At 69.9% G+C, this 25,474-nt stretch carries 24 protein-coding genes and 2 pseudogenes; 8 read left to right on the plus strand and 18 right to left on the minus strand.

The features are described 5' to 3' along the window. Positions 1-41 precede the first annotated feature (41 nt). The 5 genes from pyk to gcl all read right to left on the minus strand — a co-directional run bounded on the left by pyk (position 42) and on the right by gcl (position 6,417). A complete protein-coding gene (gene pyk / locus AC6LJ5_RS14600) occupies positions 42-1,469 on the minus strand; it encodes a pyruvate kinase (protein WP_498140830.1) in 1,428 nt (475 codons plus the stop codon). A gap of 3 nt (positions 1,470-1,472) precedes the next feature. Continuing rightward, a complete protein-coding gene (locus tag AC6LJ5_RS14605) occupies positions 1,473-2,807 on the minus strand; it encodes a glycerate kinase type-2 family protein (protein ID WP_498140831.1) in 1,335 nt (444 codons plus the stop codon). Positions 2,808-2,810: 3 nt separating this feature from the next. Next, complete coding sequence (gene glxR, locus AC6LJ5_RS14610; protein WP_498140832.1) at positions 2,811-3,713, minus strand: 2-hydroxy-3-oxopropionate reductase; 903 nt, start codon at positions 3,711-3,713, stop codon at positions 2,811-2,813. A gap of 59 nt (positions 3,714-3,772) precedes the next feature. Next, positions 3,773-4,552, minus strand: a complete 780-nt coding sequence (gene hyi, locus AC6LJ5_RS14615) for a hydroxypyruvate isomerase (protein WP_498140833.1) — start codon at positions 4,550-4,552, stop codon at positions 3,773-3,775. A gap of 74 nt (positions 4,553-4,626) precedes the next feature. Further along, on the minus strand, positions 4,627-6,417 hold the full coding sequence (gene gcl / locus AC6LJ5_RS14620; RefSeq protein ID WP_498140834.1) for a glyoxylate carboligase: 1,791 nt from the start codon (positions 6,415-6,417) through the stop codon (positions 4,627-4,629). 138 nt (positions 6,418-6,555) lie between these two features. Between gcl and AC6LJ5_RS14625 the strand changes: the two genes are divergently transcribed. Further along, a complete protein-coding gene (locus AC6LJ5_RS14625; RefSeq protein ID WP_498140849.1) occupies positions 6,556-7,515 on the plus strand; it encodes a LysR family transcriptional regulator in 960 nt (319 codons plus the stop codon). 19 nt (positions 7,516-7,534) lie between these two features. Then, on the plus strand, positions 7,535-8,116 hold the full coding sequence (locus AC6LJ5_RS14630) for a GNAT family N-acetyltransferase (RefSeq protein ID WP_498140835.1): 582 nt from the start codon (positions 7,535-7,537) through the stop codon (positions 8,114-8,116). Here AC6LJ5_RS14630 and AC6LJ5_RS14635 read toward each other — a convergent pair. Genes AC6LJ5_RS14635 through ykgO form a run of 3 tightly spaced genes read right to left on the minus strand, consistent with a single transcriptional unit; the run spans position 8,092 to position 10,384 of the window. After that, entirely contained in the window at positions 8,092-9,123 is a 1,032-nt protein-coding gene (locus AC6LJ5_RS14635; protein ID WP_498140836.1) for an arsenic resistance protein, read from the minus strand. The two genes, AC6LJ5_RS14630 and AC6LJ5_RS14635, sit on opposite strands and share 25 nt — an antisense overlap. Then, positions 9,117-10,238: an NAD(P)/FAD-dependent oxidoreductase gene (locus AC6LJ5_RS14640; RefSeq protein ID WP_498140837.1), complete on the minus strand. Its 1,122-nt coding sequence runs from the start codon at positions 10,236-10,238 to the stop codon at positions 9,117-9,119. Before AC6LJ5_RS14640 ends, AC6LJ5_RS14635 begins: the two co-directional genes overlap by 7 nt. Further along, complete coding sequence (ykgO, locus tag AC6LJ5_RS14645; protein ID WP_212320407.1) at positions 10,238-10,384, minus strand: type B 50S ribosomal protein L36; 147 nt, start codon at positions 10,382-10,384, stop codon at positions 10,238-10,240. The genes AC6LJ5_RS14640 and ykgO overlap by 1 nt, the downstream gene beginning before the upstream one ends. 155 nt (positions 10,385-10,539) lie before the next feature. Between ykgO and AC6LJ5_RS14650 the strand changes: the two genes are divergently transcribed. Beyond that, on the plus strand, positions 10,540-10,764 hold the full coding sequence (locus AC6LJ5_RS14650) for a hypothetical protein (protein WP_498140838.1): 225 nt from the start codon (positions 10,540-10,542) through the stop codon (positions 10,762-10,764). A gap of 21 nt (positions 10,765-10,785) precedes the next feature. Here the strand turns inward: AC6LJ5_RS14650 and gspN are convergent, their stop codons facing one another. The 9 genes from gspN to AC6LJ5_RS14695 all read right to left on the minus strand — a co-directional run bounded on the left by gspN (position 10,786) and on the right by AC6LJ5_RS14695 (position 16,512). Next, on the minus strand, positions 10,786-11,544 hold the full coding sequence (gspN, locus tag AC6LJ5_RS14655; RefSeq protein ID WP_498140839.1) for a type II secretion system protein N: 759 nt from the start codon (positions 11,542-11,544) through the stop codon (positions 10,786-10,788). Further along, positions 11,544-12,131 carry a type II secretion system protein M gene (locus AC6LJ5_RS14660; protein WP_498140840.1) on the minus strand — a complete coding sequence of 196 codons (588 nt, stop codon included), beginning with the start codon at positions 12,129-12,131 and terminating at the stop codon, positions 11,544-11,546. The genes gspN and AC6LJ5_RS14660 overlap by 1 nt, the downstream gene beginning before the upstream one ends. Further along, positions 12,128-13,120 (minus strand): type II secretion system protein GspL, encoded by a 993-nt coding sequence (gene gspL, locus AC6LJ5_RS14665; RefSeq protein ID WP_498140841.1) that lies wholly within the window; start codon positions 13,118-13,120, stop codon positions 12,128-12,130. The genes AC6LJ5_RS14660 and gspL overlap by 4 nt, the downstream gene beginning before the upstream one ends. Then, entirely contained in the window at positions 13,117-14,091 is a 975-nt protein-coding gene (gene gspK, locus AC6LJ5_RS14670) for a type II secretion system minor pseudopilin GspK (RefSeq protein ID WP_498140842.1), read from the minus strand. The genes gspL and gspK overlap by 4 nt, the downstream gene beginning before the upstream one ends. Beyond that, positions 14,088-14,702: a PulJ/GspJ family protein gene (locus AC6LJ5_RS14675; protein WP_498140843.1), complete on the minus strand. Its 615-nt coding sequence runs from the start codon at positions 14,700-14,702 to the stop codon at positions 14,088-14,090. The genes gspK and AC6LJ5_RS14675 overlap by 4 nt, the downstream gene beginning before the upstream one ends. Further along, a complete protein-coding gene (gene gspI, locus AC6LJ5_RS14680) occupies positions 14,699-15,118 on the minus strand; it encodes a type II secretion system minor pseudopilin GspI (RefSeq protein ID WP_498140844.1) in 420 nt (139 codons plus the stop codon). The genes AC6LJ5_RS14675 and gspI overlap by 4 nt, the downstream gene beginning before the upstream one ends. 2 nt (positions 15,119-15,120) lie before the next feature. Continuing rightward, the gene (locus AC6LJ5_RS14685) at positions 15,121-15,609 is read right to left on the minus strand and encodes a GspH/FimT family pseudopilin (protein ID WP_103273966.1); all 489 of its coding nucleotides are present in this window, start codon (positions 15,607-15,609) and stop codon (positions 15,121-15,123) included. Next, entirely contained in the window at positions 15,581-16,009 is a 429-nt protein-coding gene (gspG, locus tag AC6LJ5_RS14690) for a type II secretion system major pseudopilin GspG (protein WP_103273967.1), read from the minus strand. The genes AC6LJ5_RS14685 and gspG overlap by 29 nt, the downstream gene beginning before the upstream one ends. A 65-nt stretch (positions 16,010-16,074) precedes the next feature. Beyond that, the gene (locus tag AC6LJ5_RS14695) at positions 16,075-16,512 is read right to left on the minus strand and encodes a general secretion pathway protein GspC (RefSeq protein WP_103273968.1); all 438 of its coding nucleotides are present in this window, start codon (positions 16,510-16,512) and stop codon (positions 16,075-16,077) included. A 238-nt stretch (positions 16,513-16,750) separates the two neighbouring features. On the opposite strand from AC6LJ5_RS14695, the gene AC6LJ5_RS14700 reads away from it, so the two are divergent. The 3 genes and pseudogenes from AC6LJ5_RS14700 to AC6LJ5_RS14710 form a co-directional block, all read left to right on the plus strand. Continuing rightward, positions 16,751-18,763, plus strand: coding sequence for a LamG-like jellyroll fold domain-containing protein (locus tag AC6LJ5_RS14700; protein WP_103273969.1), 2,013 nt, complete (start codon positions 16,751-16,753; stop codon positions 18,761-18,763). Between the two features lie 21 nt (positions 18,764-18,784). After that, a complete protein-coding gene (locus AC6LJ5_RS14705; RefSeq protein WP_199770843.1) occupies positions 18,785-18,955 on the plus strand; it encodes a hypothetical protein in 171 nt (56 codons plus the stop codon). A gap of 38 nt (positions 18,956-18,993) precedes the next feature. Then, positions 18,994-21,192 (plus strand): annotated as a pseudogene (locus AC6LJ5_RS14710) (phosphocholine-specific phospholipase C); the annotation flags it as partial. Here the strand turns inward: AC6LJ5_RS14710 and AC6LJ5_RS14715 are convergent. Beyond that, positions 21,145-22,017 (minus strand): annotated as a pseudogene (locus AC6LJ5_RS14715) (LysR family transcriptional regulator); the annotation flags it as partial. The pseudogenes AC6LJ5_RS14710 and AC6LJ5_RS14715 sit on opposite strands and share 48 nt — an antisense overlap. Before the next feature lie 213 nt (positions 22,018-22,230). Here AC6LJ5_RS14715 and ggt point away from each other — a divergent pair. Both ggt and AC6LJ5_RS14725 read left to right on the plus strand, forming a co-directional pair. Continuing rightward, entirely contained in the window at positions 22,231-23,859 is a 1,629-nt protein-coding gene (gene ggt / locus AC6LJ5_RS14720) for a gamma-glutamyltransferase (RefSeq protein ID WP_103273972.1), read from the plus strand. Positions 23,860-23,923: 64 nt separating this feature from the next. Then, positions 23,924-25,435, plus strand: a complete 1,512-nt coding sequence (locus AC6LJ5_RS14725; protein WP_498140845.1) for an ABC transporter substrate-binding protein — start codon at positions 23,924-23,926, stop codon at positions 25,433-25,435. Positions 25,436-25,474: the final 39 nt, after the last annotated feature.

The following is a 25,474-nucleotide window of genomic DNA, read 5'->3' on the forward strand; positions in this document are numbered from 1 at the left end:
GCCGCGGGATCGCGGCGCGAGCCATGTTTATATTTGATTTTTCAAGCGGTGGCGATGCGCAGCAGATTGGTGGTGCCGGCCTTGCCGAAAGGCATGCCGGCGATGATCGCCAGCGTCTGTCCTGCGCTGCAGAAGCGCTCCTGCGTCGCGACGGCGCAGGCCAGGCGGGTGGACTGCGCGATGTCGGCCACGTCGTCCACATGCACGGAATGCACGCCCCACACCAGCGTCAGCCGCCGCGCGGCCGCCAGGCTGGGCGTGAGGCTGAGCACCGGCGCCTCGGGCCGTTCGCGCGCCGCCCGCAGGCTGGTGGCGCCGGAACTGGTGAAGCAGACGATCGCGGCCGCCTTGAGCAGCGCGGCGGCGTGGCGCATCGCGCAGCACACGGCCTGGGCCGTGTCCGACTGGCCCGGCACGGCGGGGGAATGCGAGGCGTCGATCAGCTGGCGGTACTGCGGATCGGCCTCGGTGCCCTCGATGATGCGGCTCATCATCGCGACCGCGGCCTGCGGGTGCTTGCCGGTGGCGGATTCGGCCGACAGCATGACGGCGTCCGCGCCGTCGTAGATGGCGGTGGCCACGTCGGAGGCCTCGGCGCGCGTGGGCACGGGGCTTTCGATCATGGATTCCAGCATCTGCGTGGCCACGATCACCGGCTTGCCGGCGCGGCGGCAGCCGCGCACGGCGCGCTTCTGGATCGCGGGCACCTGTTCGGCCGGCAGTTCCACGCCCAGGTCGCCGCGCGCCACCATCAGCGCGTCGGCCTGGGCGATGATCTCGTCCAGCCGCTCGACCGCCGAGGGCTTCTCCAGCTTGGCGATGATGCGGGCGCGGTCGCCGATCCGTTCGCGGGCCTCGATGATGTCCTCGGGCCGCTGCACGAAGGACAGCGCGATCCAGTCGGCGCCCAGCGCCAGCGCCGTGTCCAGGTCGCGCAGGTCCTTGGGCGTGAGCGCGGAGATCGGCAACACCACGCCCGGCACGTTGACGCCCTTGCGTTCGGACAGTCGTCCGCCCACCAGCACCTGGGTGTCCGCGCTGGCCGCGTCGCAGGCGTCGACGCGCAGGCGCAGGCGGCCGTCGTCCAGCAGCAGCTCGGCGCCGGGCGCCAGCGCGGCGAAGATCTCGGGGTGGGGCAGGCAGACGCGCTCGGCGTTGCCGGGGCGCGGGTCCAGGTCCAGGCGGAAGCGCTGGCCGGGCTGCAATTGCACCGGCCCCTGCGCGAAGGCGCCCACGCGCAGCTTGGGGCCTTGCAGGTCGGCCATCACGCCGATGGGGCGGCCGGTCTCGGCCTCGATCTCGCGCAGGATGGCCATGCGGACCGCGTGATCCTCGGCGCTGCCGTGGCTGAAGTTCAGCCGGAACACGTCCACGCCGGCATGGAACAGGCTGCGGAGGGTATCGCGGTCGCTGCTGGCCGGACCCAGCGTGGCGACGATCTTGGCGCGGCGATTGCGGCGTAGGGACATGGCTCAGGTTCTCTGTGTGAAAGCGGGGGCGGGGGCTTGCGCGGCGTCGGGCCAGGGGTCGCCGGGCTTGGCGTCGATGAGGATGGCGCGGAAATCATTGACGTTGGTGCGCGTGGCGCCGGTCACGATCGAGGCGCCCAGCGCCTTGAAGAAACCGTGGCCGTCGTTGTCGGCCAGGGACTGCGCGGGCTTGATGCCCAGCGCCCAGGCGCGCGCCAGCGTCTGCGGGCCGATGCGGGCGCCGGCGATGTCCTCGGCGCCGTCCACGCCGTCCGTGTCGGCCATCAGGGCGTGTATGCGCGGATGGCCGCGCAGCGCCAGCGCCAGCGACAGCAGGCATTCGACATTGCGTCCGCCGCTGCCCTGGCCGCGCACGGTCACGGTGGTTTCGCCGCCCGACAGCAGCACGCAGGGCGGGCGGAATGGCTGTTCGCGCTCGGCGGCCTGCAGCGCGATGCCGGCCAGCACCTTGCCGACGTCGCGCGCCTCGCCTTCCAGAGCGTCGCCGAGGATGTGGGCGTCATAGCCGGCCTGGCGCGCCACGGCGGCGGCCGCCTCCAGCGCCATCTGCGGCGTGGCCACCATGCGGATCTCGGCGCGCGCCAGGCGCGGATCGCCGGGTTTGACGGACTCGGCGCGGCCCGAGCGCAGCGCGTCCAGCGCGGCCTCGGGCAGGGCGATGCCGTAGCGCTGCGCGATGTCCAGCGCGTCGGCGCAGGTGGTGGGATCGGCGCAGGTGGGGCCGGATGCGATGTCCAGCGGCCGGTCGCCCGGCACATCGGACATCAATAGGGTGATGACCCGCGCCGGATGGCAGGCCGCCGCCAGCCGGCCGCCCTTGATCGCGGACAGGTGGCGCCGCACGCAGTTCATTTCGCTGATGGTCGCGCCGCTGGCCAGCAGCGCCCGGTTGACGGCCTGCTTGTCCCGCAGCGTCAGGCCGTCCAGCGGCAGCGGCAGCAGGGCCGAGCCGCCGCCCGAGATCAGGCACAGCACGGTGTCTTGCGGGCGCAAGCCGCTCACCAGGTCCAGCATGCGGCGGGCGGCGCGCAGCCCGGCCTCGTCGGGCACCGGATGGGCGGCCTCGACGATCTCGATGCGCGCGCAGGGCGCCGCATAGCCGTGGCGCGTGACCACCAGGCCCGTCAGGGGCCCGTCCCAGCGGGATTCGACCGCCTGGGCCATCGCCGCCGAGGCCTTGCCGGCGCCGATGACGATGACGCGGCCGCCGCGCAGCGTGTCCGGCGCGGGCAGGTGCGCGGCCACGCAGCGCTCCGGCTGGGCGGAGGCGACCATGGCGTCGAACATGCGGCGCAGCAGGGCGTCGGGGCTGTGCATGGCTCAGGCCTGCTGGCCGATCTCGAAATTGGCCAGCTGCTCCAGCGCGCGCACCAGCGCCGAATGATCCCAGGCCTTGCCGCCGTGCGCGGCGCAGGCGTTGAACATTTCCTGGGCCGTGGCGGTGTTGGGCAGCGACACGCCCAGCGCGCGGGCGCTGGACAGCGCCAGGTTCAGGTCCTTCTGGTGCAGCTCGATGCGAAAGCCCGGGTCGAAGCTGCGCTTGATCATGCGCTCGCCGTGCACTTCCAGGATCTTGCTGGACGCGAAGCCGCCCATCAGCGCCTGGCGCACGCGCGCCGGGTCGGCGCCGGCGCGCGCCGCGAACAGCAGCGCCTCGGCCACCGCCTGGATGTTCAGGGCCACGATGATCTGGTTGGCCACCTTGGCGGTCTGGCCGTCGCCGTTGCCGCCCACCAAGGTGATGTTCTTGCCCATCAGCTCGAACAGCGGTTTCACGCGCGCGAAGACCGCCTCGTCGCCGCCGGCCATGATGGACAGCGTGGCGTTGCGGGCGCCAACCTCGCCGCCCGAGACCGGCGCGTCCAGGTAGTCGCAGCCCAGCGCGCGGATCTTCTCGGCAAAGCGCTTGGTGGCGATCGGCGAGATCGAGCTCATGTCGACCACGGTCTTGCCCTCGGCCAGGCCGGCGGCGATGCCGTGCTGCGCGAACAGCGCGGACTCCACGTCGGGCGTGTCCGGCACCATGATGAAGACGATGTCCGAGCGCTCGGCCACGTCGCGCCCGTTCAGGCAGGGCACGGCGGTGGTCTCGGCGATCTCGCCGGGCATCTTGCCCAGCGTGTGCACGTAGAGCGGGTGGCCGGCGCGGGCCAGGTGCCCGGCCATGGGCGCGCCCATGATGCCCAGGCCGACGAAACCGATCTTGAGCGGCGATGCAGTCATTGCTTGTCTCCTGCGGAAGGGAAAACGCGTGTTGTTGTGAAGGCGGAGCCGGGCGGGCGTCACCGCGCCAGCGCTTGCCGCCAGCCCAGGCCGGCGGCCGTGGTGGTGGCGGGCTTGTATTCGCAGCCGACCCAGCCGGCGTAGCCGAGCCGGTCCAGCAGGGCGAGCAGATAGGGATAGTTGATCTCGCCGGTGCCGGGTTCGTTGCGGCCCGGGTTGTCGGCCAGCTGCACGTGGCGGATCAGCGGGAAGTACTGGCGCAGCGTGGCCGCCAGCTCGCCCTCCATGCGCTGCGCGTGATAGATGTCGTACTGCAGGAAGGCGTTGTCCGCGCCGGTCTCGGCCAGGATGGCGGCGGCCTGGGCCGTGCGGTTCAGGTAGAAGCCGGGAATGTCCAGGGTGTTGATCGGCTCGATCAGCAGGTTCAGGCCCGCCTGTTTCAGGGCGCCGGCGGCATGGCGCAGGTTGTCGATGAAGGTGGCGCGCAGGCGCGCGTCCTCGACGCCGGCGGGCGCCTTGCCGGCCAGGCAGTTCAGCTGCTTCACGCCCAGCGCCTGGGCGTACTCGATGGCGCGGTCGACGCCGGCGCGGAATTCCTCGACCCGGTCCGGGTGGCAGGCGATGCCGCGCTCGCCGGCGTCCCAGTCGCCGGCCGGCAGGTTGTGCAGGACCAGCTCAAGACCGTAGTCGTCGAGGCGGCGGCGGATCTCCGAGGCGGGCCAGGCGTAGGGGAACAGGAACTCGACGGCCTCGAAGCCGTCCTCGGCGGCGAGGGCGTAGCGGTCCAGGAAGGGGACTTCGGTGTACAGCATGGTCAGGTTCGCGGCATAGCGGGGCATGGAACTCTCACTGAAGCAAGATGGCGGGAAACGGAATGCGGCCGTCCTTGGAGGCAGGCCGCGACCGGACGGCGCTAGGCCAGCAGGCCGGCCTCGGCCAGGCCCTTGGCGCCTTCGGGATGGCGGCAGTCGATGTCCTCGAACTCGATGATGTTGTCGATCTCGGTGCCCATGGCGATATTGGTGACCCGTTCCAGGATCACTTCCACCACCACGGGCACGCGGTGCTTGCGCGCCAGCGCCTGCGCCTCCAGCAGCGAGGCCCGCAGCTTGCCCGGGTCGGTGACGCGGATCGCCTTGCAGCCCAGGCCCTGGATCACCTGCACGTGGTCCACGCCGTAGCCCTGCAGCGCGGGGTCCGATACGTTCTGGTTCTCGAAGGCCAGCTGCACGCAGTAGTCCATGTCGAAGCCGCGCTGCGCCTGGCGGATCAGGCCCAGGTAGCTGTTGTTCACCAGCACCTGCACGTAGGGCAGGTTGAACTGCGCGCCCACCGCCAGCTCTTCGATCATGAACTGGAAGTCATAGTCGCCGGACAGGCCCACCACCATCCGCGACGGATCGGCCGCGACCACGCCCAGCGCGGCCGGCACGGTCCAGCCCAGCGGACCGGCCTGGCCGCAGTTGATCCAGCGGCGCGGGCCGTAGACGTGCAGGAACTGCGCCCCGGCGATCTGCGACAGGCCGATGGTGGACACATAGATCGTGTCGCGGCCGAACGCCGCGTTCATTTCCTCGTAGACGCGCTGCGGCTTGATCGGCACGTTGTCGAAATCCGTCCGGCGCCGCATCAGCCGCTTGCGCTCGGCGCAGCGCGCCGCCCACTCCGTGTAGTCGCGCAGCCGGCCGGCGGCCTTGCGCTCGCGCGCCACCTCGATGAACAGCGCCAGCGCCGCCCCGGCGTCCGACACGATGCCCAGGTCCGGGTTGAAGACGCGCCCGATCTGCGTGGGTTCGATGTCCACGTGCACGAACTTCCTGCCGCGCACATAGGTCTCGACGGAACCGGTGTGGCGGTTGGCCCAGCGGTTGCCCAGGCCCAGCACGAAATCGCTGGCCAGCAGCGTGGCGTTTCCGTAGCGGTGGCTGGTCTGCAGGCCGCACATGCCGGCCATCAGCGGATGGTCGTCGGGTATCGCGCCCCAACCCATCAGCGTGGGGATGACCGGCACGCCGGTCAGCTCGGCCAGCTCCACCAGCAGCGCGGACGCGTCGGCGTTGATGACGCCGCCGCCGGCCACGATCAGGGGGCGGTCGGACGCGGCCAGCATGTCCAGCGCCTTCTCGACCTGCTTGCGCGTGGCGCGGGGCTGGTACACCGGCAAGGGTTCGTAGGTGTCGATATCGAAATCGATCTCGGCCATCTGCACGTCGAAGGGCAGGTCCACCAGCACCGGGCCGGGGCGGCCCGAGCGCATCAGGTGAAAGGCCTGCTGCAGCACGCGCGGCACCAGCGCCGGCTCGCGCACGGTGACCGCCCACTTGGTCACCGGCTTGGCGATGGACTCGATGTCCACCGCCTGGAAGTCCTCCTTGTACAGGCGGGCGCGCGGGGCCTGGCCGGTGATGCACAGGATGGGGATGCTGTCGGCGCTGGCCGAGTACAGTCCCGTGATCATGTCGGTGCCGGCCGGCCCCGAGGTGCCGATGCACACGCCGATATTGCCGGCCTGGGCGCGGGTATAGCCCTCGGCCATGTGCGAGGCGCCCTCGACGTGGCGCGCCAGCACGTGGGCGATGCTCTGCCGCTCGCGCAAGGCCGCGTAGAACGGGTTGATGGCGGCGCCCGGCACGCCGAACGCCTGCGTGACGTTTTCCTTCTCGAGAACCAGCACGGCGGCCATTGCCGCCCTCATCTTGGCCATGCGCATCTCCTGCGGTGCCGACTAGGGGTGGGACAGATGGTCCCAAGTCGGGCCCGGCGACGGAAGACGGGTATGGCGAATGACGCATATTCCATGGTGGAATACCGGATCGAAGGCGACTCGGACTCTAATCGCGACATGGATCGGATCAAAGCGCTACGCCTGTTCACCCGGGTGGTGGACCTGGGCTCCTTCAGCCGCGCGGCGCTCGAGCTGGGCATCGGCCAGCCCGCGGCGACCAAGCAGGTCGCCCGCATGGAGCAGGAACTCGGCGCGCGCCTGCTGCATCGGTCCACGCATGGCGTGTCGCCCACCGACGTCGGCATCCGCTACTACGAGAAATGCAAGCTCATCGTGCACCACGACGAGGAAGCCCGCTCCGTGGCCGCGCTGACGCAGTCGCAGGTTCAAGGAACGCTGCGCATCAGCACCTCGGTCGCCTTCGGCCGTCGCGTGCTGGCGCCGATGGTGCTGGACTTCATGCGCGACCATGCGCTGCTGACGGTGGACCTGAGCTTCGACGACCGCTACGTCAATCTGGTCGAGCAGGGCGTGGACGTGGCGGTGCGCATGGGCCGGCTGGCCGATTCCTCGCTGGGCGCGACCTACCTGGGCAACAGCCCCTGGGTCGTGGTCGCGTCGGCCGCTTACCTGGAACGGCGCGGCGCGCCCGCCCGGCCCGAGGCGCTGGCCGATCACGAGGCGCTGGTCTACAGCACCGCGCAGGGCGACGCCATCTGGCATTTCGCCGGCGGCGGCGCGCAGACCCTGGCCATTCCGGTGAGGGAACGGCTGCGCTCGAACAACCTGTCCGTGCTGTTGGACGCCGCCCGCGACGGTTTCGGCATCGCCGTGCTGCCGCGCTATGTGGCCGACGAAGACCTGCGCCGGGGCGCCATCCTGCCGCTGCTGGAGGACTGGCGCCTGCCCGGCCAGGAGATCCACGCGGTGTATCCGTCGCCGCGCATGGTGCCGGCCAAGGTGCGGGAACTGGTCGCGTGGCTGAAGGGCAGGTTCAGGGACGAGTGGTGGCGCGCGGACATGCGCGGCGCGGCGGCTGGCCCCGCAGCCGGAGCAGGTATAGTCCGGGGCAGTTGAAACAACGCCTGGAGCATCGATGGCTGGATTGGACGACACGCGCGGCGGCGCCGGCGCGACCTGTGACTTTCTCGCGGCCTTGCCCGTCTCGGACGGCAGGGTCAGCATCCGCCCCATGTCTGTCGAGGATGCGCCGGCATATGCCGCGGGCACGGATGACGAGCTGGTGCAGCGCTACGCCCATCTTCCCCTGAAGCAATACACGCCGGAGCTCGTGCGCGATCTGATCGACGGCGTGATCGCGGACGGTCTGCGCGAGGGAACGCTGGCGGTGCTGACCATCGCCGACGCGGCATCGGAGGCGTTCCTGGGCAGCCTGGTGATCTTCGACGTCAGCGCCGAGGACGCCGAGGTCGGCTATTGGATCGCGCCGCAGCATCGTGGACGGCAGGCGTCGGGGCGGGCCCTGGCGCTGGCGATGGAATTGGCGCGCGGCCTGGGCCTGAAGCGCTTGCGCGCGCGCACTGTACGCGAGAATCCCGCGTCCGAGCGCGTGCTGGTGCGGGCGGGATTCGCGCAGGCGGGCGAGGCGCGGCCGGCGCTCACGCCGTCGGGCAAGACCGAGATGAGCGTGAGCTATGGCGTTGAACTGCGAGCGTGAGTCGCTCTGTCGGGCGGAGCCGGGATCAATGGGACACCTCGGGCATGCCGGCCGAGCAGCAGGCGCCTGAGCAAAGTCAGATGCGGAAACTCCACCAGCATGCCGATGATGAGCGCGGCGTAGATCAAAGGCTGGCCGGGCAGGGCGGCGATGGTCACCGCCAGCATCAGCGGGGCGTTGCGGGCGGCGATGCTCATCGTGAGCAAGGCGTGGTCGGGATAGGGCAGGCGCGCCAGCCGGCTGATGCCTTCGCCCAGGAAATACGTCAGGACGAAGAACAGGAAAACGGCCAGCAAGATCCAGGTGAACAGGTCGCGATGCTCCAGGATGACCGCGACATGGGCGGCGAAGATCTGCATGACCAGCGCCGCGATCAGCCAGGGCGTCAGGCGGTCCGCGCAGGCAAGCAGGAGTCCGAGGCGCGCCTGGCCGAGCAGCCGGCGCAGGCCGAGATGCGCCAGCACCGCCACGGCGAGGGGGACGAGGAACCAGTGCAGCAGCGTGTCGGCCATGACGCCGGCGCCCACCTCGGCCGCGCTGTGCGTGTAGAGTTGTAGAAAGACGGGGTACAGCAGCAGCTGCATGACGATGTTGACGGGGATCAGCGCCGCGCCCAGCGCCACATTGCCGTGGGCCAGCCGCGTGAAGCCGAGGAACCAGTCGGTGCAGGGCGCCATGAAGTAGATCATCAGCCCGGTCATGAACAGCGGCTGGGACGGCAGCGCGACGGACGCGATGATGTGCCCGATGGCGGGGACAAGCAGGTAGTTGGTCCCCACGATCAGCGCCATGCCCCTTGCGTAGCCCCGCAGGCGCGCCAGGGCGTCGAAGCGCGCGCCGAAAAAGAGCAGGCCCACCAGGGCGAGCAGCGTGCGATCGACCTGGTCGCCCAGGGCGGCGCCGGCCTCGGGCCAGGCATGGCCGACGAGCGCGCCGGCGAGAATGGCGCCGGCCAGCAGCAGCGAAATCCATCCCGAACGCAGCAGGCGCGCGTACGCCATCAGCATTCGCAGCCCTCGCAGCATTCGCTATTGCCGAAGGGGCCCCAGGCGCCGCCGGGGGATTGCAGCGCGCCGATGTCCTTGTCCAGGCATTGGGCGATGCCCTGCGCGATCATGGCGAAGCGCTGGCGGAACTTGTAGATGAAGCAATAGATGCGCCGGTCGTGCCGCACTTGCGGGCCGACCAGGAACAGGCCGGGCGTGATGGTGGATTCGTCGGCTTCCGTCAGCAGCACCCGGCCATCGTCGTCCCAGGCCCACAGGCCCGCGATCTGCCGCGCGCCGCCGCCCTTGGCGAAGCCGGTGCCCAGTATCGGCGCCTGTCGCTCATCCCAGTAGCGGCCATCGCCCGCGTGGATGCGGAAGCCGCCTTTCTCGTGCCGCGTCACGCCGATCACATCGACGCCAAAGACGATCTCCAGCCGGCCGCTGTCGGCCGCGTCGTAGAGCCGCTGCCGGCTGTAGGGCGACAGCGACAGGCTGGGATCGTGAGAGGCCTGTTGATCCCATGTGGATTTGCGGACCAGCAGCCGGACCTCGCGACCCAGCCTGGCCAGGTTGATGGCCGCGTCCACGCCGCTTTCATAGCCGCCGATCACGGTGTAGCGGTGGGCATCGAAGTGGTTCCAATCGGCCACCAGCGCATAGTGCGGGCACCATGCGGCGCCGGGAAAGGGCGTCAGATCGGGAAACTGGAATTCGCCGGTTGCCCAGATCAGGAAGCCGGCCCGCAGCGTGCCCTTCGGCGTATCGAGCAGGAAGCCGCCGCCCGGAACGGGGTGGACGGCCGCGATCTTGCAATAGCTGGCGACAGGCAGCGCATGCCCCTGGGCGACGAAGGCCAGATAGTCGGCGTACTGGGCGCCGCTCGGGTGCTCGGCGCCGCTGTGGATCGCGGGCGAACTCGGTTCGTTGACGGCGTTCAGGTCCGCCAGCCCGAAGGGATTGCTGTGAAAGGATGGCGTGATGAAGCGCGTTTGCGCGGGCCAGCGCCGGAACGACTCGCCGATCCTGCCGGCCTCGAACACGCCGAAGTTCAGTCCCGGCACCTTTTGCAGCGCCAGCGCCATGCCGATGCCGGCCGCGCCGGCGCCGACGATGGCCACGTCCAGGTCACGCATCAGGCGTTCCGGTTCCTGGCGCCGCCCTGGCGGGCCTTGAAGCGTGGATTGGATTTGCAGATGACGTAGATCCGGCCGCGACGGCGCACGACCTGGCAGTCGCGGTGGCGGGTCTTGGCATCTTTCAGCGAGGACAGCACTTTCATGAGGGGCTCCTTTTTGTTCGGGTCAGGGAAAACGGGCTACAGGAGGGCTTCATGAAATGTGTGTCCCGGGCCGTCGGCCAGGCGGGCATTCGTTTGTATTATTAATGTTATAACATATCAAAAATGATCGGGGCAGATACCGGGAGCAAGCAGCGATGATTCCCCAGACGTTTGAACAGTGGCGGCATTGCATCGTCGTCGACTGCGGTCTGGCCCTGAGCCAGGCTTATGTGTCGGAGCGTATTGCCGCGTGGCGCGATGGCGGCAGCGTGGAGACCGCCCGGTTCCGGCGCCTCTATGGAGACGAGCACTGGCGTTCGGTCCTTGGTTGGTTCGAACGCGCGGCCCGTGAGCTGGGCCACGACGTTGCAGGGCCGTGACAGGCTATCCGGCCGGGCCGTTCAACCGCCCGTCCCGAACGTCACCACATCCTCCGACCGTCGTCCCAGCGCGGACAGCAGGCCGTCCAGCGCCGCGCGTTCGGCCACGTCCGCCTTGGCGGCATAGGTCGCGCGCCCCTGGAACTTCGCGCCGCGCGGGCTCAGGCTGCCCTGGCCGCTGACGTCCAGCAAGCCGCTTTCCGTGCTCAAGGCCAGCGCGCCGCCGGACTTGCCATCGCCTTGCAGGCGCAACACGTAGCTGCCCACCGGATTGACCGGCGCCAGCGCGGTGGCGGCGTCGCGCCAGCGCAGTTCGGCCAATGGCCCGGCGGGCAGGCGGCCGCCCAGCGGCAGCGTCTGCCACTTGAGTTCCAGCGTGCCTTGCGGCGCCAGCGTGTTCCAGGGCGCGCCCAGCGCCGACAGCGCGGCGGCCGGCGCGCGCAGCGACTGCGCCGACAGCGTGGCGCCGGTCCAGCCGGGGCTCAGCCGCAGCGGGCCTTGCAGCCAGGGATGGCGCAGTTCCATTTCCAGCGTGCGCCAATGCCATTGCCATTGCAGGGCCTGCGGCAGCACGCGGCGCGCGCCGGGCGGGCCCAGCGCGATCCAGGCGCTGCCGTTCCAGACGGTGCCGCTGGCGTCGGCCAGGCTGACGATGCCGCCTTGCGGCGCGGCCAGCAGCAGCCAGCGGGCGGGCAGCGCGGCCAGCGCCGCCAGCAGCGCGGCGACGGAACAGGCCAGGGCCAGGAGGAGGCCGCGCCGGGACGGGCGGGGCAAGGCCATCAGGATGCCTGCCCGGCGGCGGGCGCGAGCGTGACGCGGCCGTTGACCAGGCCCGGCAGCGGACGGCCATGGGGATTGGCGGCGCGCTCCAGTTCCGCGCCAGCCACCGTCAGGCCCCAGTCGCGGCTGGCGCCGTCGAGCCAGTTCATCAGCACCGACGACGGCGCCTGACGCACGATCAGGACCAGCGCGGGGGATTTGCCTTCGGCCGGCTCCAGCTTCCATTGCTCGGCCGACAGGCCCGCGCGGGCCAGGCTGGCGGCCAGCTCCTCGGCGGCGGGCATGGCGCTGGAGGCGGCGGGGGCGCGGCGGCGCAGCAGCTCGGCCTGGGCGGTCAGGTCGGCCACCTGCGCGGCCTGGGCGCGCAGCTTCGGCAGTTCGTCGCGGTATTGATTCAGCGTCTTCAACGGCGGCTCGATCAGCAGCGTCCAGACCAGCGCGGCGCCCAGCACGGCGCCGGCGCACTGGACCAGCCGGCGTTCGCGCGGCGCCAGCGCCTGCCAGCCTTGGCGGGCGCGGTGGACGGCGGGGGCGTAGCGTTGCTGGCTGGCGCGCCAGGAAGCGTGGAGTTTGTCGATCAGGTTCATGGTTGGGCGGGCGTGATGCGCCAGGTGGCGTCCTTGTCGCCGCGTTCGAGTTTCAGGCCCAGCGCGGCGGCTTGTTGCACCAGTGCGGGCGTTTCGGCCACGCGCTGCGCCTGCTCGCCGGCATCGGCCAGGGTCAGCGTGAGGGCGTGGTCGGCGTAGGACAGGCGCGCGACGCGGTCGGCGGCGAAGGGCATGGCCTGGGCCGTGGCGCGCGCCAGCGGCAGGAAGTCGCCGGCCGACGACGAACCCTGTCTGGCGAGCAGCGCGTCCAGCTCCTGGCGCGCCTGGCGCGCGGCATCCAGCACCACGGGCAGCCTGGGGTAGGCCTTCTGCACTTGTTCGCGCATCTGTGTCTGCAATGAGCGGGCTTCGCCGCGCAACTGCGCGGCATACAGGTTCAGGCCGCCCAGCCAGATCGCGCAGGCGATCGCGGTCCAGCGCCACACCGGACGCCAGCGCGAGACGCGGGTCGGCGCCCATTGCGGCGTGGCCAGCGACCAGGATGGCGCGGCAGCCTGCCAGCGCGGATCGCCGGGTTCGCGCAGCGGCGCGTCGGCCACGGGTGCCAGCGTCTGTGGCGCGATCAGCGCGCGCACGCGCAGCCCATGTTCGCCCAGCAGCGCCCAGGCGCGCCGCAGCGGCTCGCGCGGCGTCCAGGCCAGCGCCACGCTGCCATCGGCCGCGCGCGGGCCGTGGCCGATGGCCAGGTCGTCCATGTCGCCCAGGATCATGGGTTCCAGCACGCTGCGCACGGCGGCGGCCTGGCGCGCCTTGGGCAGTGCGGGGATCTGCAGCGAGGACGCGATCACGTCCTCGGGATGCAGCACCGCCTCGCAGGCCGGCTGCGCATAGGCCTGGCCGAGCGCGCGCAGCGCCAGCTCGCCCTGCCGCGCGCAACGGCCGCGCCGGTCGAACCAGGCATAGGGCAGCGGCGTGTCCGCGCCCAGCGTGGCCAAGGGGGGAAGGGCGATGCGTAAGGTGTTCTTCAATTGTCTTCTCTCATCCAGACGGTCGCGGGCGCCGCGCCGGGCGTCGCGCGCAGCAGCGCCTGCGCCGTGAGGCGGGCGCGTTCGTAGACCACCACGCCGCGCGCCATGAACCAGCCGCTGGCCGTGACGACGGCGGGCGGCGTGCCCTTGAAGCCGGCCCCCGCCAGGCGGTTGGCGAAGTCGCCGCTATTGTTGAAGGCGTTGCCCCGGTCGCGCTCGCCGGCGATGGCGCGGGCCTGGCTGATCGACAGGCCAGGCGCCAACGCGGCAATGACTTCGGGCGGGGCGGTGTTGACGTTGACCTGCGTGTTGGCGGGCAGCAGCGTCATGGTGCGTTGCAGTTCGTCGCGCACGGCGGGATCCAGGCCCAGCGCGGCGCCCAGTTCCTGCACGCCGCGCGGCAGCGGCGCGCGGGCGGGCGGCTGCGCTGCGGAGGGCGGCGCTTCGGCGGGCTGCGCCGGCGGCTGGCCCATGGCCACGATGTCGATGATGCGCGGCGCCAGCGTGTCCGGCAGGCGCAGCAGGCCCAGCAGCCGCAGCAGCACCTGTTCCTCGGCAGGCTGCGGCACGCCGGCGCGCGCCAGGTTGTACAGGTTGTACTTGCCCTGTTCGTCCTCCAGCCCGCCGGAGAACACGGCCACGCGCTCGTCGCCGGGACGCTCGATGCGCGTGTCCAGGATGGGGGTGGCCCAGATCTGGTCCTTGCGCGTGACCGCCTCGCGCTTGCCGTGGTCGCGCACCACCAGCCGCGCCCAGTCGATGCCGCCGGCCAGCAGCATGCGGGCCTGCAGGCGCGACTGCTCGTTCTCCAGCCGGCGCACGCTGGCGGTCTGGCGCTGGAACAGGCTGGTGGTCAGCGCCGCCACGATGGCGACGATGATGAGCGCGCTGATCACGGCGGCGCCACGCTGATCGCGCCGGGGCGAGGCGGGGATGGGGCGAGAAATCGGGCGAGAAATGGGGCAGGTCATGGCAGCTCCATCACGCGCGAATAGCGTTGCGGGGCCTGCGCGTCGCCGCGCTGCACGGTGACTTCGAGGCCGGTCGCGGCGGTGGCCGACGCGGCGCGGGCGGCCTCGGCCCAGCCGGTGCCGGGAATCCAGACGCGCAGCGTCATGCCCCTGACGCCGGGCAGCAACAGCGCGCCGTCGCCGACCGGCGGCAGCGGGCCGCGCGCGGACGCGGCGCCGCTGGCACGCCACAGGCCGTCGGGACGCACGCGCCAGTGCACGCGCTGCCACAGGCCGGGGCTGTCCGGATGCGGGCGCAGGATCTCCAGCACGACGCCGCCGCTGGGCGGGCGCAGCAGGCGCACGCCGGCCGACAGCGCGACCGCGTCGCCGCCGACGGGATCGAACATCGGGCCGTCGTAGGACAGCTCCACGTCGCGGCCCAGCTGGCCCAGGCTGCGCACGATGGCGTCGGTGTCCTCGGCCTGCGATTCGATCCAGTCGCGCGCGCTGGAGACGCTGGCCAGGCCGCGCCATGAGATCAGGCTGACCAGCGCCATCAGCGCCAGCGCGACCAGCACTTCGATCAGCGTGAAGCCGCGCTGGGCGCGGCGGGCGGGGGGCGCTCTCATCGCAGGCTCGACAGCAGCCCGTCCAGCTGCGCCAGCGCGCCGCCGCGCGGCGCATCCGCGTCGCGCACGCGCACGGAGACCTGGCGGAAGCTGCGGTTCATGGAATTGGTGAAGACCAGCTCGCACTCCAGCCGCAGTCCGCCTTGCGGACAGGGTTGGGTGCGCGAGCCGGCCGCGGGCAGGGTCTGTTCCAGCCGCAGCTGCACCAGCGCGTTCTGCGCGGCGATCAGGGCCAGCGCCTTGTCCTGCAAGGCGCGGTTGTTGGCCGCCATCAGGCCGGTGGCGCGCAGCGCGGCGGCCAGCGCGACCGCGATGATGGCCAGCGCCACCAGCACCTCGATCAGGGTCAGGCCGCGCTGGCGGCGCAGGCGCGTGCGGCCCGTCTGAGGCGCGCGGCGCATGTCAGCGTGCGGCATCGTCAGCGGACTTCATAGCGGCCGGCGGCGTCGCGCAGCAGCGTCACGCTGGCTTCGCCCGCGCGCAGATGCAGGACGAGCGGATCGGCGACCCACTCGGTGTTGAAGACCAGCGGCCGGGACGGATCGAGCCGGATGTCCACGGACCCGGCGCTCCAGCGCGCCGGGCGCAGGATCGGATCGCGTTCCAGTCTGTCGGCGGGCGCGGCGGCATGCGTGGACGCGGCCGGCTCGTCGGCGCGGCCGGGCCGCTCGAAGGACCAGCCCTGAGCGTCGGCCAGCCAGCGGATGGGGCGGCCGTCGCTGCGGGCCTCGCCCTGGGCCACCGCGAAGGCGTCGGCCAGGCGCTGGGCATCGGCGCGCAGCCGGTTGTCGCCCCGGCCCACGGACAGGCTGACCAGGCTGGCGGCGATGGCGACGATCACCAGCGCGACCAGCACCTCGACGAGCGTGAAGCCGCGCTCAGAGTTCCCAGGAGCCGATGTCGGCATCGCCGCCTTCTCCGCCCGGCTTGTTGTCGGCGCCGAACGAGAACACGTCGATGTCGCCCTTCACGCCGGGGCTCAGGTATTGATAGGGATGGCCCCAGGGATCGTTGGGCAGCTTGTCCAGATAGCCGCGCCAGTTGGCCGCGCCCTCGGGTTTCTCGACCAGCGCGCGCAGGCCCTGGGTCGTGGTCGGATAGCGGCCGTTGTCGAGCCGGTAGAGCTTGAGCGCCTGCATGATGCCGGCGATGTCCTGGCGCGCGGCGACCTGCCGGGCCTGATCGGGCCGGTCCAGCACGCGGGGCACGATCAGGGCCGCCAGGATGCCCATGATGACGATGACCACCATGATCTCGATCAGGGTGAACCCCCGCTGGCGGGCTAGCCCGCGCGCTGACTGACGCACTTTACAACTCCGGTCTGAATTCGAAGACGGGAATTGTGGACATGAAATATGACAGCAATATGTGGTCAGCGCGCCGGCGTGATCGCGGCGGGCGCTGGCGGCATGAGGGGCGCGGGCAGGCGGCTGCTGCGCCCGCCTTGCTCGACGATCACGGCGCCGGCCTCGATGCCGCGCAGCGCGATGCCGGGCGCGATCTCGTCGCCCAGCCGCCAGGCCGACGGCGGGCCGCCGTCCACGCTGAGCACGGCCGCGCCGTCATTGCCGGCGATCACGCCCAGCACGCTGATCTGCGTGCGCAGCGCCTCGTCCTTGCCGAACCACAGCGCCACCGGGCCATTGTCAGGCGCGCGTGGCGCGGCGGGGGCCAGCGCGGGCGGCATGGCGGCGGGACGCGGCGCGAACAGCGTCGCGCCCCACAGGCCGATGCCGCCGGCGGCGGCCAGCATGGCGAGCACGCGCAGCAGGGAAGGAGCGGAGGGCAGGGCGGGGCGCAAGGACAGCATGGCGGGTGCGGCGCGGCAAGGCGCGAGCGTGTGGCGATGCGCGCGACTATAGCGGGTCTTGATGACAGGGCCGCGTCCTGGCCGTGAACGACAGCGGCGCGCTTGGGATCTTCGAGGCTTGAAGCAAAAAATCCTGATCCGTCGATCAGCGAATCTTCCTTACCCTTAACTGACCTTTCACCTTGGGGCCGCACCATGTCGGCCATCACATCAGTGTGCTGTCACAAGGGAAAGAACCATGCAATTGAAGAACTGGAAGCGATGGAGCGTCGCGCTAGCGATGCTGGGATCGCTTGCCGCCTGCGGCGGAGACAATGGCGATGACGAGGCCGCGCCCGTCGCGCCGCCGCCGACCAAGCCCGATCCGGTCGCGGCCACCAAGGTGCTGTTCGTCGGCGTCGATGGCGCGACCTATGACGCCTGGCATCGCGGCGTGGCCGACAAGTCGCTGCCGGGCCTGGCCCAGCTGACGCTGTCGCGCGCCTGGACCGGCGGCGTGAACGGCGCGCCGACGCAGCAGCCCACGCTGCCGGCGCCGGGTTGGGCCACGCTGCTGACTGGCCAATGGGCCGACCAGCATGGCGTGCGCGCCGACACGGCGGGCCAGGTCATCAAGAGCGCGACGCTGTTCGCGCGCCTGAAGCAGGCCAAGCCGGCGCTGCGCAGCGCGGCGGCGTTCAATTCGACGGACGTGGCGGGCCTGTTCGCCGCCGACGGCAAGGCCGGCAACCTGCTGAGCCTGAGCGACTGCGCCGGCGCCGACGACTGTGTCGCCTCGCAGGCGCGCGACCGCATCAATGAAGGCTATGACGTGGTCGTGGCTCAGTTCGGCGGGCCGGCGCGCGTGGCGGCCGAGTCCGGCTTCGGCGCCGGCTACGACGCCGAGTTGCGCAAGACCGACGCGGCCGTGGCGGCGCTGCTCAAGCAGATCGCCGAGCGCCGCGCGCAGAACCCGAAGGAAAACTGGCTGCTGGTCGCCACCAGCGCCTATGGCCTGGGCGGCTCGGGCCGGCCGGGCGCCGTCGACAGCACGCCGGTGTCGCAGAACAAGACCGTGCCGCTGGCGATGAACATCGCCATGCTGGGCGGCCGCGCCGACGATGCCTCCTATGACGGTCGCTGGGACTCGGGCTGGTACGACCTGCCGAGCGCGGCGGATGTCGCGCCCACGGTGCTGGGCTACCTGGGCGCCTTGCCCGCCGCTGACAAGAACGACCTGGCGGGTTCGACCCTGTCGGGCGCCGCTTCGGTGCGTCGCACATCGGTGCGCACGTCCATGGACAACAAGCGCGTGGCGCTGAGCTGGGTGCGCCTGGGCGATGCCTCTGGCGAAATCACGATCACCCGCGACGGCGCCAAGATCGCGACGCTGCCCGCCACGGCGACGCAGTACGAGGACAGCGGCTTCACCTTCACCGAGGAAGGCACGCATGTGCTCAATTACGGCATCACCCTGGGCGGCGTGACCAGCGCGCTGCGCGCCACGGTGGTGTACGTCAAGCCGCCGCAGCTGCTGGCCTCGCTGCGCACCGGCCTGACCATGTACTTCCCGTTCGAGGGCGATCTCGCCGACAAGGCGGTTGGCGGCGGCTCCATCGTGCCGTTCGACGGCGTGCAGGCGCCGGTCTTCAAGAGCCCGGGCGTGTTCGGCAAGACCTTCCAGAACGAGCGCAGCGGCGATCCCGTGGGCGCGTTCAAGTGGCAATACCCGGCCGGGCTGCTGACCTCCACGCAGGTCTTCACCATCGGTTTCTGGTACCAGTCCGATGGCACCGCCAACGACCGCTCGATCCTGGGCAACAAGGACTACAACTCCGGCGGCAACCCCGGCATCACCATCGCCCAGTGGTCCGGTCCGGAGCTGCGCTTCAACCTGGCCGGCGGCGGCTCACGCGTTGACGTCCAGAGTCCCGGCATGAAGTTCACGCCGAACAAGCCCGTCTATATCGCCATGGTGATCGACAAGCCGGCCAAGACCATGACCGCCTATGTGTATGACAGCGAGCTGGGCTTTTCCAAGCGCTCGGTCGCCACGGGCGCGGTCAACTTCGCGCAGATCGCCGGCAGCTACGGTCCCTTCCTGGGGCTGAACGAGGACGGCACCGGCAAGTACGGCGTGTGCTGCGCCGGCACCAAGGGCCCCTACACCATGTATTTCGACGACCTGGCCTTCTGGTCGCGCGCGCTGACCGAGGATGAGGTCAAGTCGCTGGCGCTGTCCGGCAAGTCGATGTTCGAACTGTTCCCCTGATGTTCCAAGGATAAAGAAAGCATGAACCTCCCTCTGATCCTGCGCCATGCCCTGCGCCTGGGCGCGGCGCTGACGCTGAGCGTGTCGCTGGCCGCCTGCGGCAGCGACAAGGACGACGACAAGGCCGATCCGGGCAACCCGCCCGTGACGCCGCAGCCGCCGGCCAAGCCCGAACTGCGTTGCGCGCCCTGAGCCGCGCCCAGCCCAATACCGCGAAAGGAAAGAAATCCGTGAAGTCCGATAAAGACCTGGTCCATGCCGGCAAGCGCCGCTTCCTGCGCAACGCCGCCGCCTCGACCGCGGGCCTGACCGCCATGTCGATGTTCCCGCCGGCCATCCGGCGCGCGCTGGCGATTCCGGCGAACAACCGCACCGGCACCATCAACGACGTCGAGCACGTGGTCATCCTGATGCAGGAGAACCGCTCGTTCGACATGTACTTCGGCACCTACAAGGGCGTGCGCGGCTTCGGCGACCGCATCACCATCCCGCTGCCGCAGAACCGCAGCGTCTGGGAACAGCACAATGGCACCCGCGTGGTCATGCCGTACCACCTGGACAGCAAGCAGGGCAATGCCCAGCGCGTGTCCGGCACGCCGCACGACTACATGGACGCGCAGCAGGCCTGGGACGGCGGCCGCATGTACCAATGGCCGCGCTACAAGCAGAACCAGTCGATGGGCTACTACGAGCAGCAGGAGGTGGAGTTCCAGTACGCGCTGGCCGAAGCCTTCACGCTGTGCGATGCCTATCACTGTTCAACGCATGGCGGCACCAATACCAACCGCCTGTTCCACTGGACCGGCACCAATGACCCGCTGGCGATGAGCAACGGCCCGTCGACCCGCAACCAGTGGGACAGCATGGGCGCGTCCAGCACCGGCTGGAGCTGGAAGACCTATCCCGAGCGCCTGCAGGAAAACGGCGTGACCTGGAAGGTCTACCAGAACCTGCCGGACAACTTCACCGACAACCCGCTGGCCGGCTTCAAGCAGTTCCGCCGCGCCAACGAACTGGCGGGCAACAATCCCAACGCCCCGTGGTCGCCGTCGGTGGACGCGGCCAATCCGCTGTACAAGGGCGTGGCCAACACCATGCCGGACGGCGGCTTCCTGAAGGCGCTGCGCGACGATGCGCTCAACGGCACGCTGCCGCAGGTGTCCTGGATCGTGGCGCCGGCCAACTACTCCGAGCACCCTGGCCCGTCGAGCCCGGTGCAGGGCGCCTGGTACATCCAGGAGACGCTGGACGCGCTGACCGCGAATCCGGACGTCTGGAGCAAGACGGTCCTGTTGATCAACTTCGACGAGAACGACGGCTATTTCGACCATGTGCCGCCGCCCGCCGCGCCCTCGCTCGATACCGCCGATGGCACGCTGCCCGCCGGCGCCGTCAGCGGCGCGCTGGCCGGCGCGTCGACGGTCATTACCGATCTGGATCGTCACACCCGGCCCTCGCAGCAGGACCCGGCCGATCACCGCGTCTATGGCCCGGGCCCGCGCGTGCCGATGTATGTGGTCTCGCCCTGGAGCCGCGGCGGCTGGGTCAACTCGCAGTCCTTCGACCACACCTCGGTGCTGCGCTTCCTGGAAGCGCGCTTCAAGATCAAGGAAGAGAACATCAGCCCGTGGCGCCGCGCGGTGCTGGGCGACCTGACCTCGGCCTTCAACTTCGTCACGCCCAACAATGAAACGCTGCCGGACCTGAAGCTGCTGACGCGCGCCGGCGCCGATCAGTTGCGCACGGACCAGCAGGCCCTGCCGCAGGTCACGGTGCCCGATCCCAGCGTGCAGGCCAAGCCGCAGCAGCGCACCGGCGTGCGCTACTCGCGCGCCTTGCCCTACGAGCAGCACGTCAGCTGCCGCGCGCAAGCGGGTGCTTCCGCCGTGGGCCTGGTGTTCGCCAACACGGCGGACTTTCCCAAGATGTCGGTGCCGGCCTCGGTGTTCCATGTCTATGACAAGTTGAATCTGGACCGCATCCCGCGCCGCTATACGGTGGAACCCGGCAAGCAGCTCGAGGGCCGCTGGGATGCCGCCGTCGACGGCGGCAAGTACGATCTGTGGGTGATGGGCCACAACGGTTTCCTGCGGCATTTCGCCGGCGACCTGGCCCTGGCGCGCACGGCGCAGCTGGATGCCGAAATCCGCGTCTGCTACGACATCGCCAACGGCGATGTCTACGCCAAGTTCATGAACAATGGCGCCGCGCCGTGCACCTTCGTGGTCACGCCCAACGCCTACTACGTGAACCACGAGCGCTGGACGCTGACCGTGCCGGCGGGCGGGCAGGTGGAACAGGCCTGGCCGCTGGCCAACAGCAACGCCTGGTACGACTTCAGCGTCACGCTGAACGAAGATCCGGCCTATCTGCGCCGCCTCGAAGGCCGGGTGGCAGGCCGCGCAGATCGCCGCGGTGATGCCCTGGCGCGCATGCTCGCGCCGTTCCAGCATGCCGATCGCGCGCGCCGAGGGCCCCAGGTCGGCCGGCAGCGGCAGGATGCGCAACTGCGGACTCTGTTGCCAGTTCGAGCCATTGATCAGCGGCAGCAACGTCACGCCGACTTCCTGGCGCACCAGCTCGATCAGGGTCTCGATCGCGTTCAATTCCAGGAATTCATTCAGCGGCACGGCCAGGCGGCGCAGCAGGCGGTCGATCTGCAGCCCCGTGCGCTGGGTGCGGTCGAAACGCAGGAATGGATTGTTGGCCAGCACCTGGCGCGCGTCCTTGCCGGGCGCGCCGGGCGGGGCGATCACCACCAGCTCTTCTTCATACAGCGGCGTCCAGCGGGTGCTGGCCATCTTGCGGCCGGCCTCGACCAGGAAGGCGGCATCCAGGTCGCCGTCCTCGACGCGGCCGGCCAGCTCGCTGGCCTTGCCCGACAGCACGCGCACGTCCAGCTTCGGATGCGCCTTCTTCAGGCCCGACACCACCTTGGACAGCGTGCCCATGCAGGACACGATGCTGCCCACCGACACCGAGCCGGCCAGCTCGCCCGGCGCGGTGCGCGGCAGGCGCAGGCGGTCGTACATGTCCAGCAGCTGCCTGGCTTCGGGCAGCAGTTCGCGGCCGGCGGCGTTGAGGATGGCCAGCCGGCCGCTGCGGTCGAACAGCTCGCGGCCCAGCTCGGTTTCCAGGGAGCGCATCTGGAAGCTGACGGCGGCCTGGGTGAGGGCGACCTGCTCGGCTGCTTCGGAGAAGGAGCCGTGATGCGCCACCGCCAGGAAAGTGCGCAGGAAACGGATGGTGCTCATGGCGTCTTCTAAGGGTTAATACGGTGTTGCCGCCGCCATGGCGCGAGCGGGTGTTGGCGGCTCGCGGCGTGTCGACAGGGCGTGGAGAAGCGGGTCATCGATTCACAAAATTTTCTTTTATGACAGAACAAAAAATCAAATTGATTTAATCAAATCCCAAGAGTAATGTCATCCGGTTCAACATAACGAATCCCATCCGCAGAGACCCGAGACATGAAAGCCTTCGACTGGAGCAATCCCTATCCCTCCGTCCGCATTCCGCTGTTCGCCCGCAACGTGGTGTCCACCTCGCACCCGCTGGCGGCGCAGGCCGGATTGCGCATGCTGCTCAAGGGCGGCAACGCCGTGGACGCGGCCATCGCCGCCGCGGCCGCCATCGTGCTGGTCGAGCCGGTTTCCTGCGGCCTGGGCGGCGACTGTTTCGCCATCGTCTGGGACGGCCAGCAGCTGCATGGCCTGAATTCCTCCGGCGTGGCCCCGGCCGCCTGGAACGTCGAATACTTCAAGCGCAAGCACGGCGTCGGCCCGAATGGGCTGGCGGTGCAGCCCAAGCGCGGCTGGGACTCGGTCACGGTGCCGGGCGTGGTGGCGGGCTGGGCCGCGCTGCATGAAAAGCTGGGCAAGCTGCCGTTCGAGCAACTGTTCGAGCCGGCCATCGAGATCGCCGAGCGCGGCTACGCCGTGCCGCCGGTGGTGGCGCACAAGTGGGCCGCCGCCGCCAATGAGCTGAGCGCGCAGCCCGGCTACGCCCAGGCCTTCATGCCCGAGGGCCGCGCGCCCAAGGTGGGCGAGCATTTCCGCTTCCCCGACGCCGCCTACACGCTGCGCCGCATCGCCGCGACCAAGGGCCGCGACTTCTACGAAGGCGAGCTGGCCGAGCGCATCGCCGCCTTCAGCAAGGAATGCGGCGGCGCCATGACGCTGGAAGACCTGCGCGGCTACCGGCCGGAATGGGTCAAGCCGATTTCCCGGTCCTATCGCGGCTACGAGCTGCACGAAATCCCGCCGAACGGGCAGGGCATCGCCGCGCTGATCGCGCTGGGCATCGTCGAGCGCTTCGACATGGCCTCGATGCCGGTGGATTCGGTGCAGTCGCAGCACGTGCAGATCGAAGCCATGAAGCTGGCCTTCGCCGACCTGTACAAGTACGTGGCCGACCCGCGCTCGATGGAAGTCACGCCCGAGCAGATGCTGTCGGACGCCTACCTGGACAGCCGCGCCAAGCTGATCCGCCTGGACCGCGCCACGCATTTCGAGGCGGGCCGTCCGCATGCCGGCGGCACCGTCTACCTGACCGCCGCCGACGAGAACGGCATGATGATCTCGTTCATCCAGTCCAACTACATGGGCTTCGGTTCGGGCGTGGTGGTGCCGGGCACCGGCATCAGCCTGCAGAACCGTGGCGTGGGTTTCTCGATGGATCCGAAGTCGGCCAACGTGGTCGAAGGCGGCAAGCGTCCGTTCCACACCATCATCCCGGGTTTCCTGACGCGCGGCGGCAAGCCGGTCATGAGCTTCGGCGTGATGGGCGGCGACATGCAGCCGCAAGGCCACCTGCAGACCGTGGTGCGCATGATCGACTACCACCAGCAACCGCAGGCCGCCTGCTGCGCGCCGCGCTGGAAGGTCAACCGCGATTTCACGCTGGACATCGAGACCAACATGGCCGGCGCCACCGTCACCGGCCTGAAGGACCTGGGGCATCCTTTGAAGTCGGTGCAGGATCCGTACATGGACTTCGGCGCAGGTCAGTTCATCTGGCGCATGTCCGAGAACGACAACGAGCTGGGCTACGTGGCCGCCAGCGACAGCCGCCGCGACGGCCAGGCCGTGGGCTTCTGACGGCCGTCAGCCGGACCCGGGGACACCGGGCCGGCGCATTGCACATACAAGGGGAAATACCACGATGAAACGCTTTGCCTTGACCTTCGGCGCCGGCCTCCTGGCGCTGGGCGCCTGCGCCGCCAGCGCGCAGAACCTGCGCATCGGCCTGCAGGAGGATCCGGACGTGCTGGATCCGCACCGCGCCCGCACCTATGTGGGCCGCATCGTCTTCACCTCGCTGTGCGACAAGCTGATCGACATCGATCCCAAGCTGCATTTCGTGCCGCAGCTGGCCACCTCGTGGACGTTCAGCGAAGACAACAAGACGCTGACCTTCAAGCTGCGCGAGGACGCGCTGTTCCATGATGGCAGCAAGTTCGACGCCGCCGCCGCCAAGGCCAACCTGGACCGCGCCATGTCCCTGCCGGACAGTCTGCGCAAGGGCGAGCTGGGCTCGGTGGCCAAGGTCGAGGCGCCGGACGCCGCCACGCTGGTGCTGACGCTCAAGCAGCCCGACGCGACGCTGCTGGCCCAGCTGTCCGACCGCGCCGGCATGATGCTGTCGCCCAAGACCTTCGGCGACGACGTGGCCGCCGTGGGCCGCAAGCCGATCTGCTCCGGCCCGTACAAGTTCGTCGAGCGCATCCAGAACGACCGCATCGTGCTGGACAAGTTCGACCAGTACTACGACGCCAAGGACTACGCCTTCAAGCGCCTGACCTTCCTGCCGATCCCGGATACCACCGTGCGCCTGTCCAATCTGCGCGCCGGCGACCTGGACCTGCTCGAGCGCTTGAACCCGTCCGACGTGCCCCAGGTCAAGACCGACGCCAGCCTGACCTTCGCGCCGGTGGCGGGCCTGGGCTTCCAGCAGTTCATGTTCAACGTGGCCAACGGCAAGCGCGCCGAGGACAATCCGTTCAAGAACAAGCTGGTGCGCCAGGCCTTCCAGTACGCCATCGACCGCAACGCCATCAACGAAGTGGCCGGCGGCGGCATCTTCGAGCCGGCGCAGCAGCCGTTCCCGCCCGCCAGTCCCTATCACAGCGACAAGTTCCCGCCGACCCAGCGCGACGTGGCCAAGGCCCGCGCGCTGCTCAAGCAGGCGGGCTTCGAGCGCGTGAAGGCCGAGGTCATGTTCGGCAACAACACCACCACCTCGTCGGTGGCCGAGATGGTGCAGGCCATGGCGTCCGAGGCCGGTTTCGACCTGTCGCTGCGCCCGACCGAGTACGCCGCGCTGCAAAAGGAATCGGCCGGCGGCAATTTCCAGGTGGTGATGCTGGGCTGGTCCGGCCGCGTCGATCCGGACGGCAACATCCACACTTTCGTCACCTGCAAGGGCGCGCTGAACGACGGTCACTACTGCAACGCGGAAGTCGACAAGCTGCTCAACGAGGCCCGCACGGTGCCGGACGAGGCCAAGCGCCGCGCCATCTACGACCAGGCCCAGGCCATCATCCAGGACGAGCTGCCGGGCGTGTACAACTACTACCAGCCCTGGCCCTTCGCGCTGGCCAGGAAGGTCAAGGGTTTCGTGCCCTATCCGGACGGCATGATCCGCCTGAAGGGCGTGACCTTCGCGCAGAAGTAGGGGGCGTCGCGATCCCTGTCTTGATGATGTAGCGGGCGG

The organism is Achromobacter sp. 1011791174, assembly GCF_059760925.1.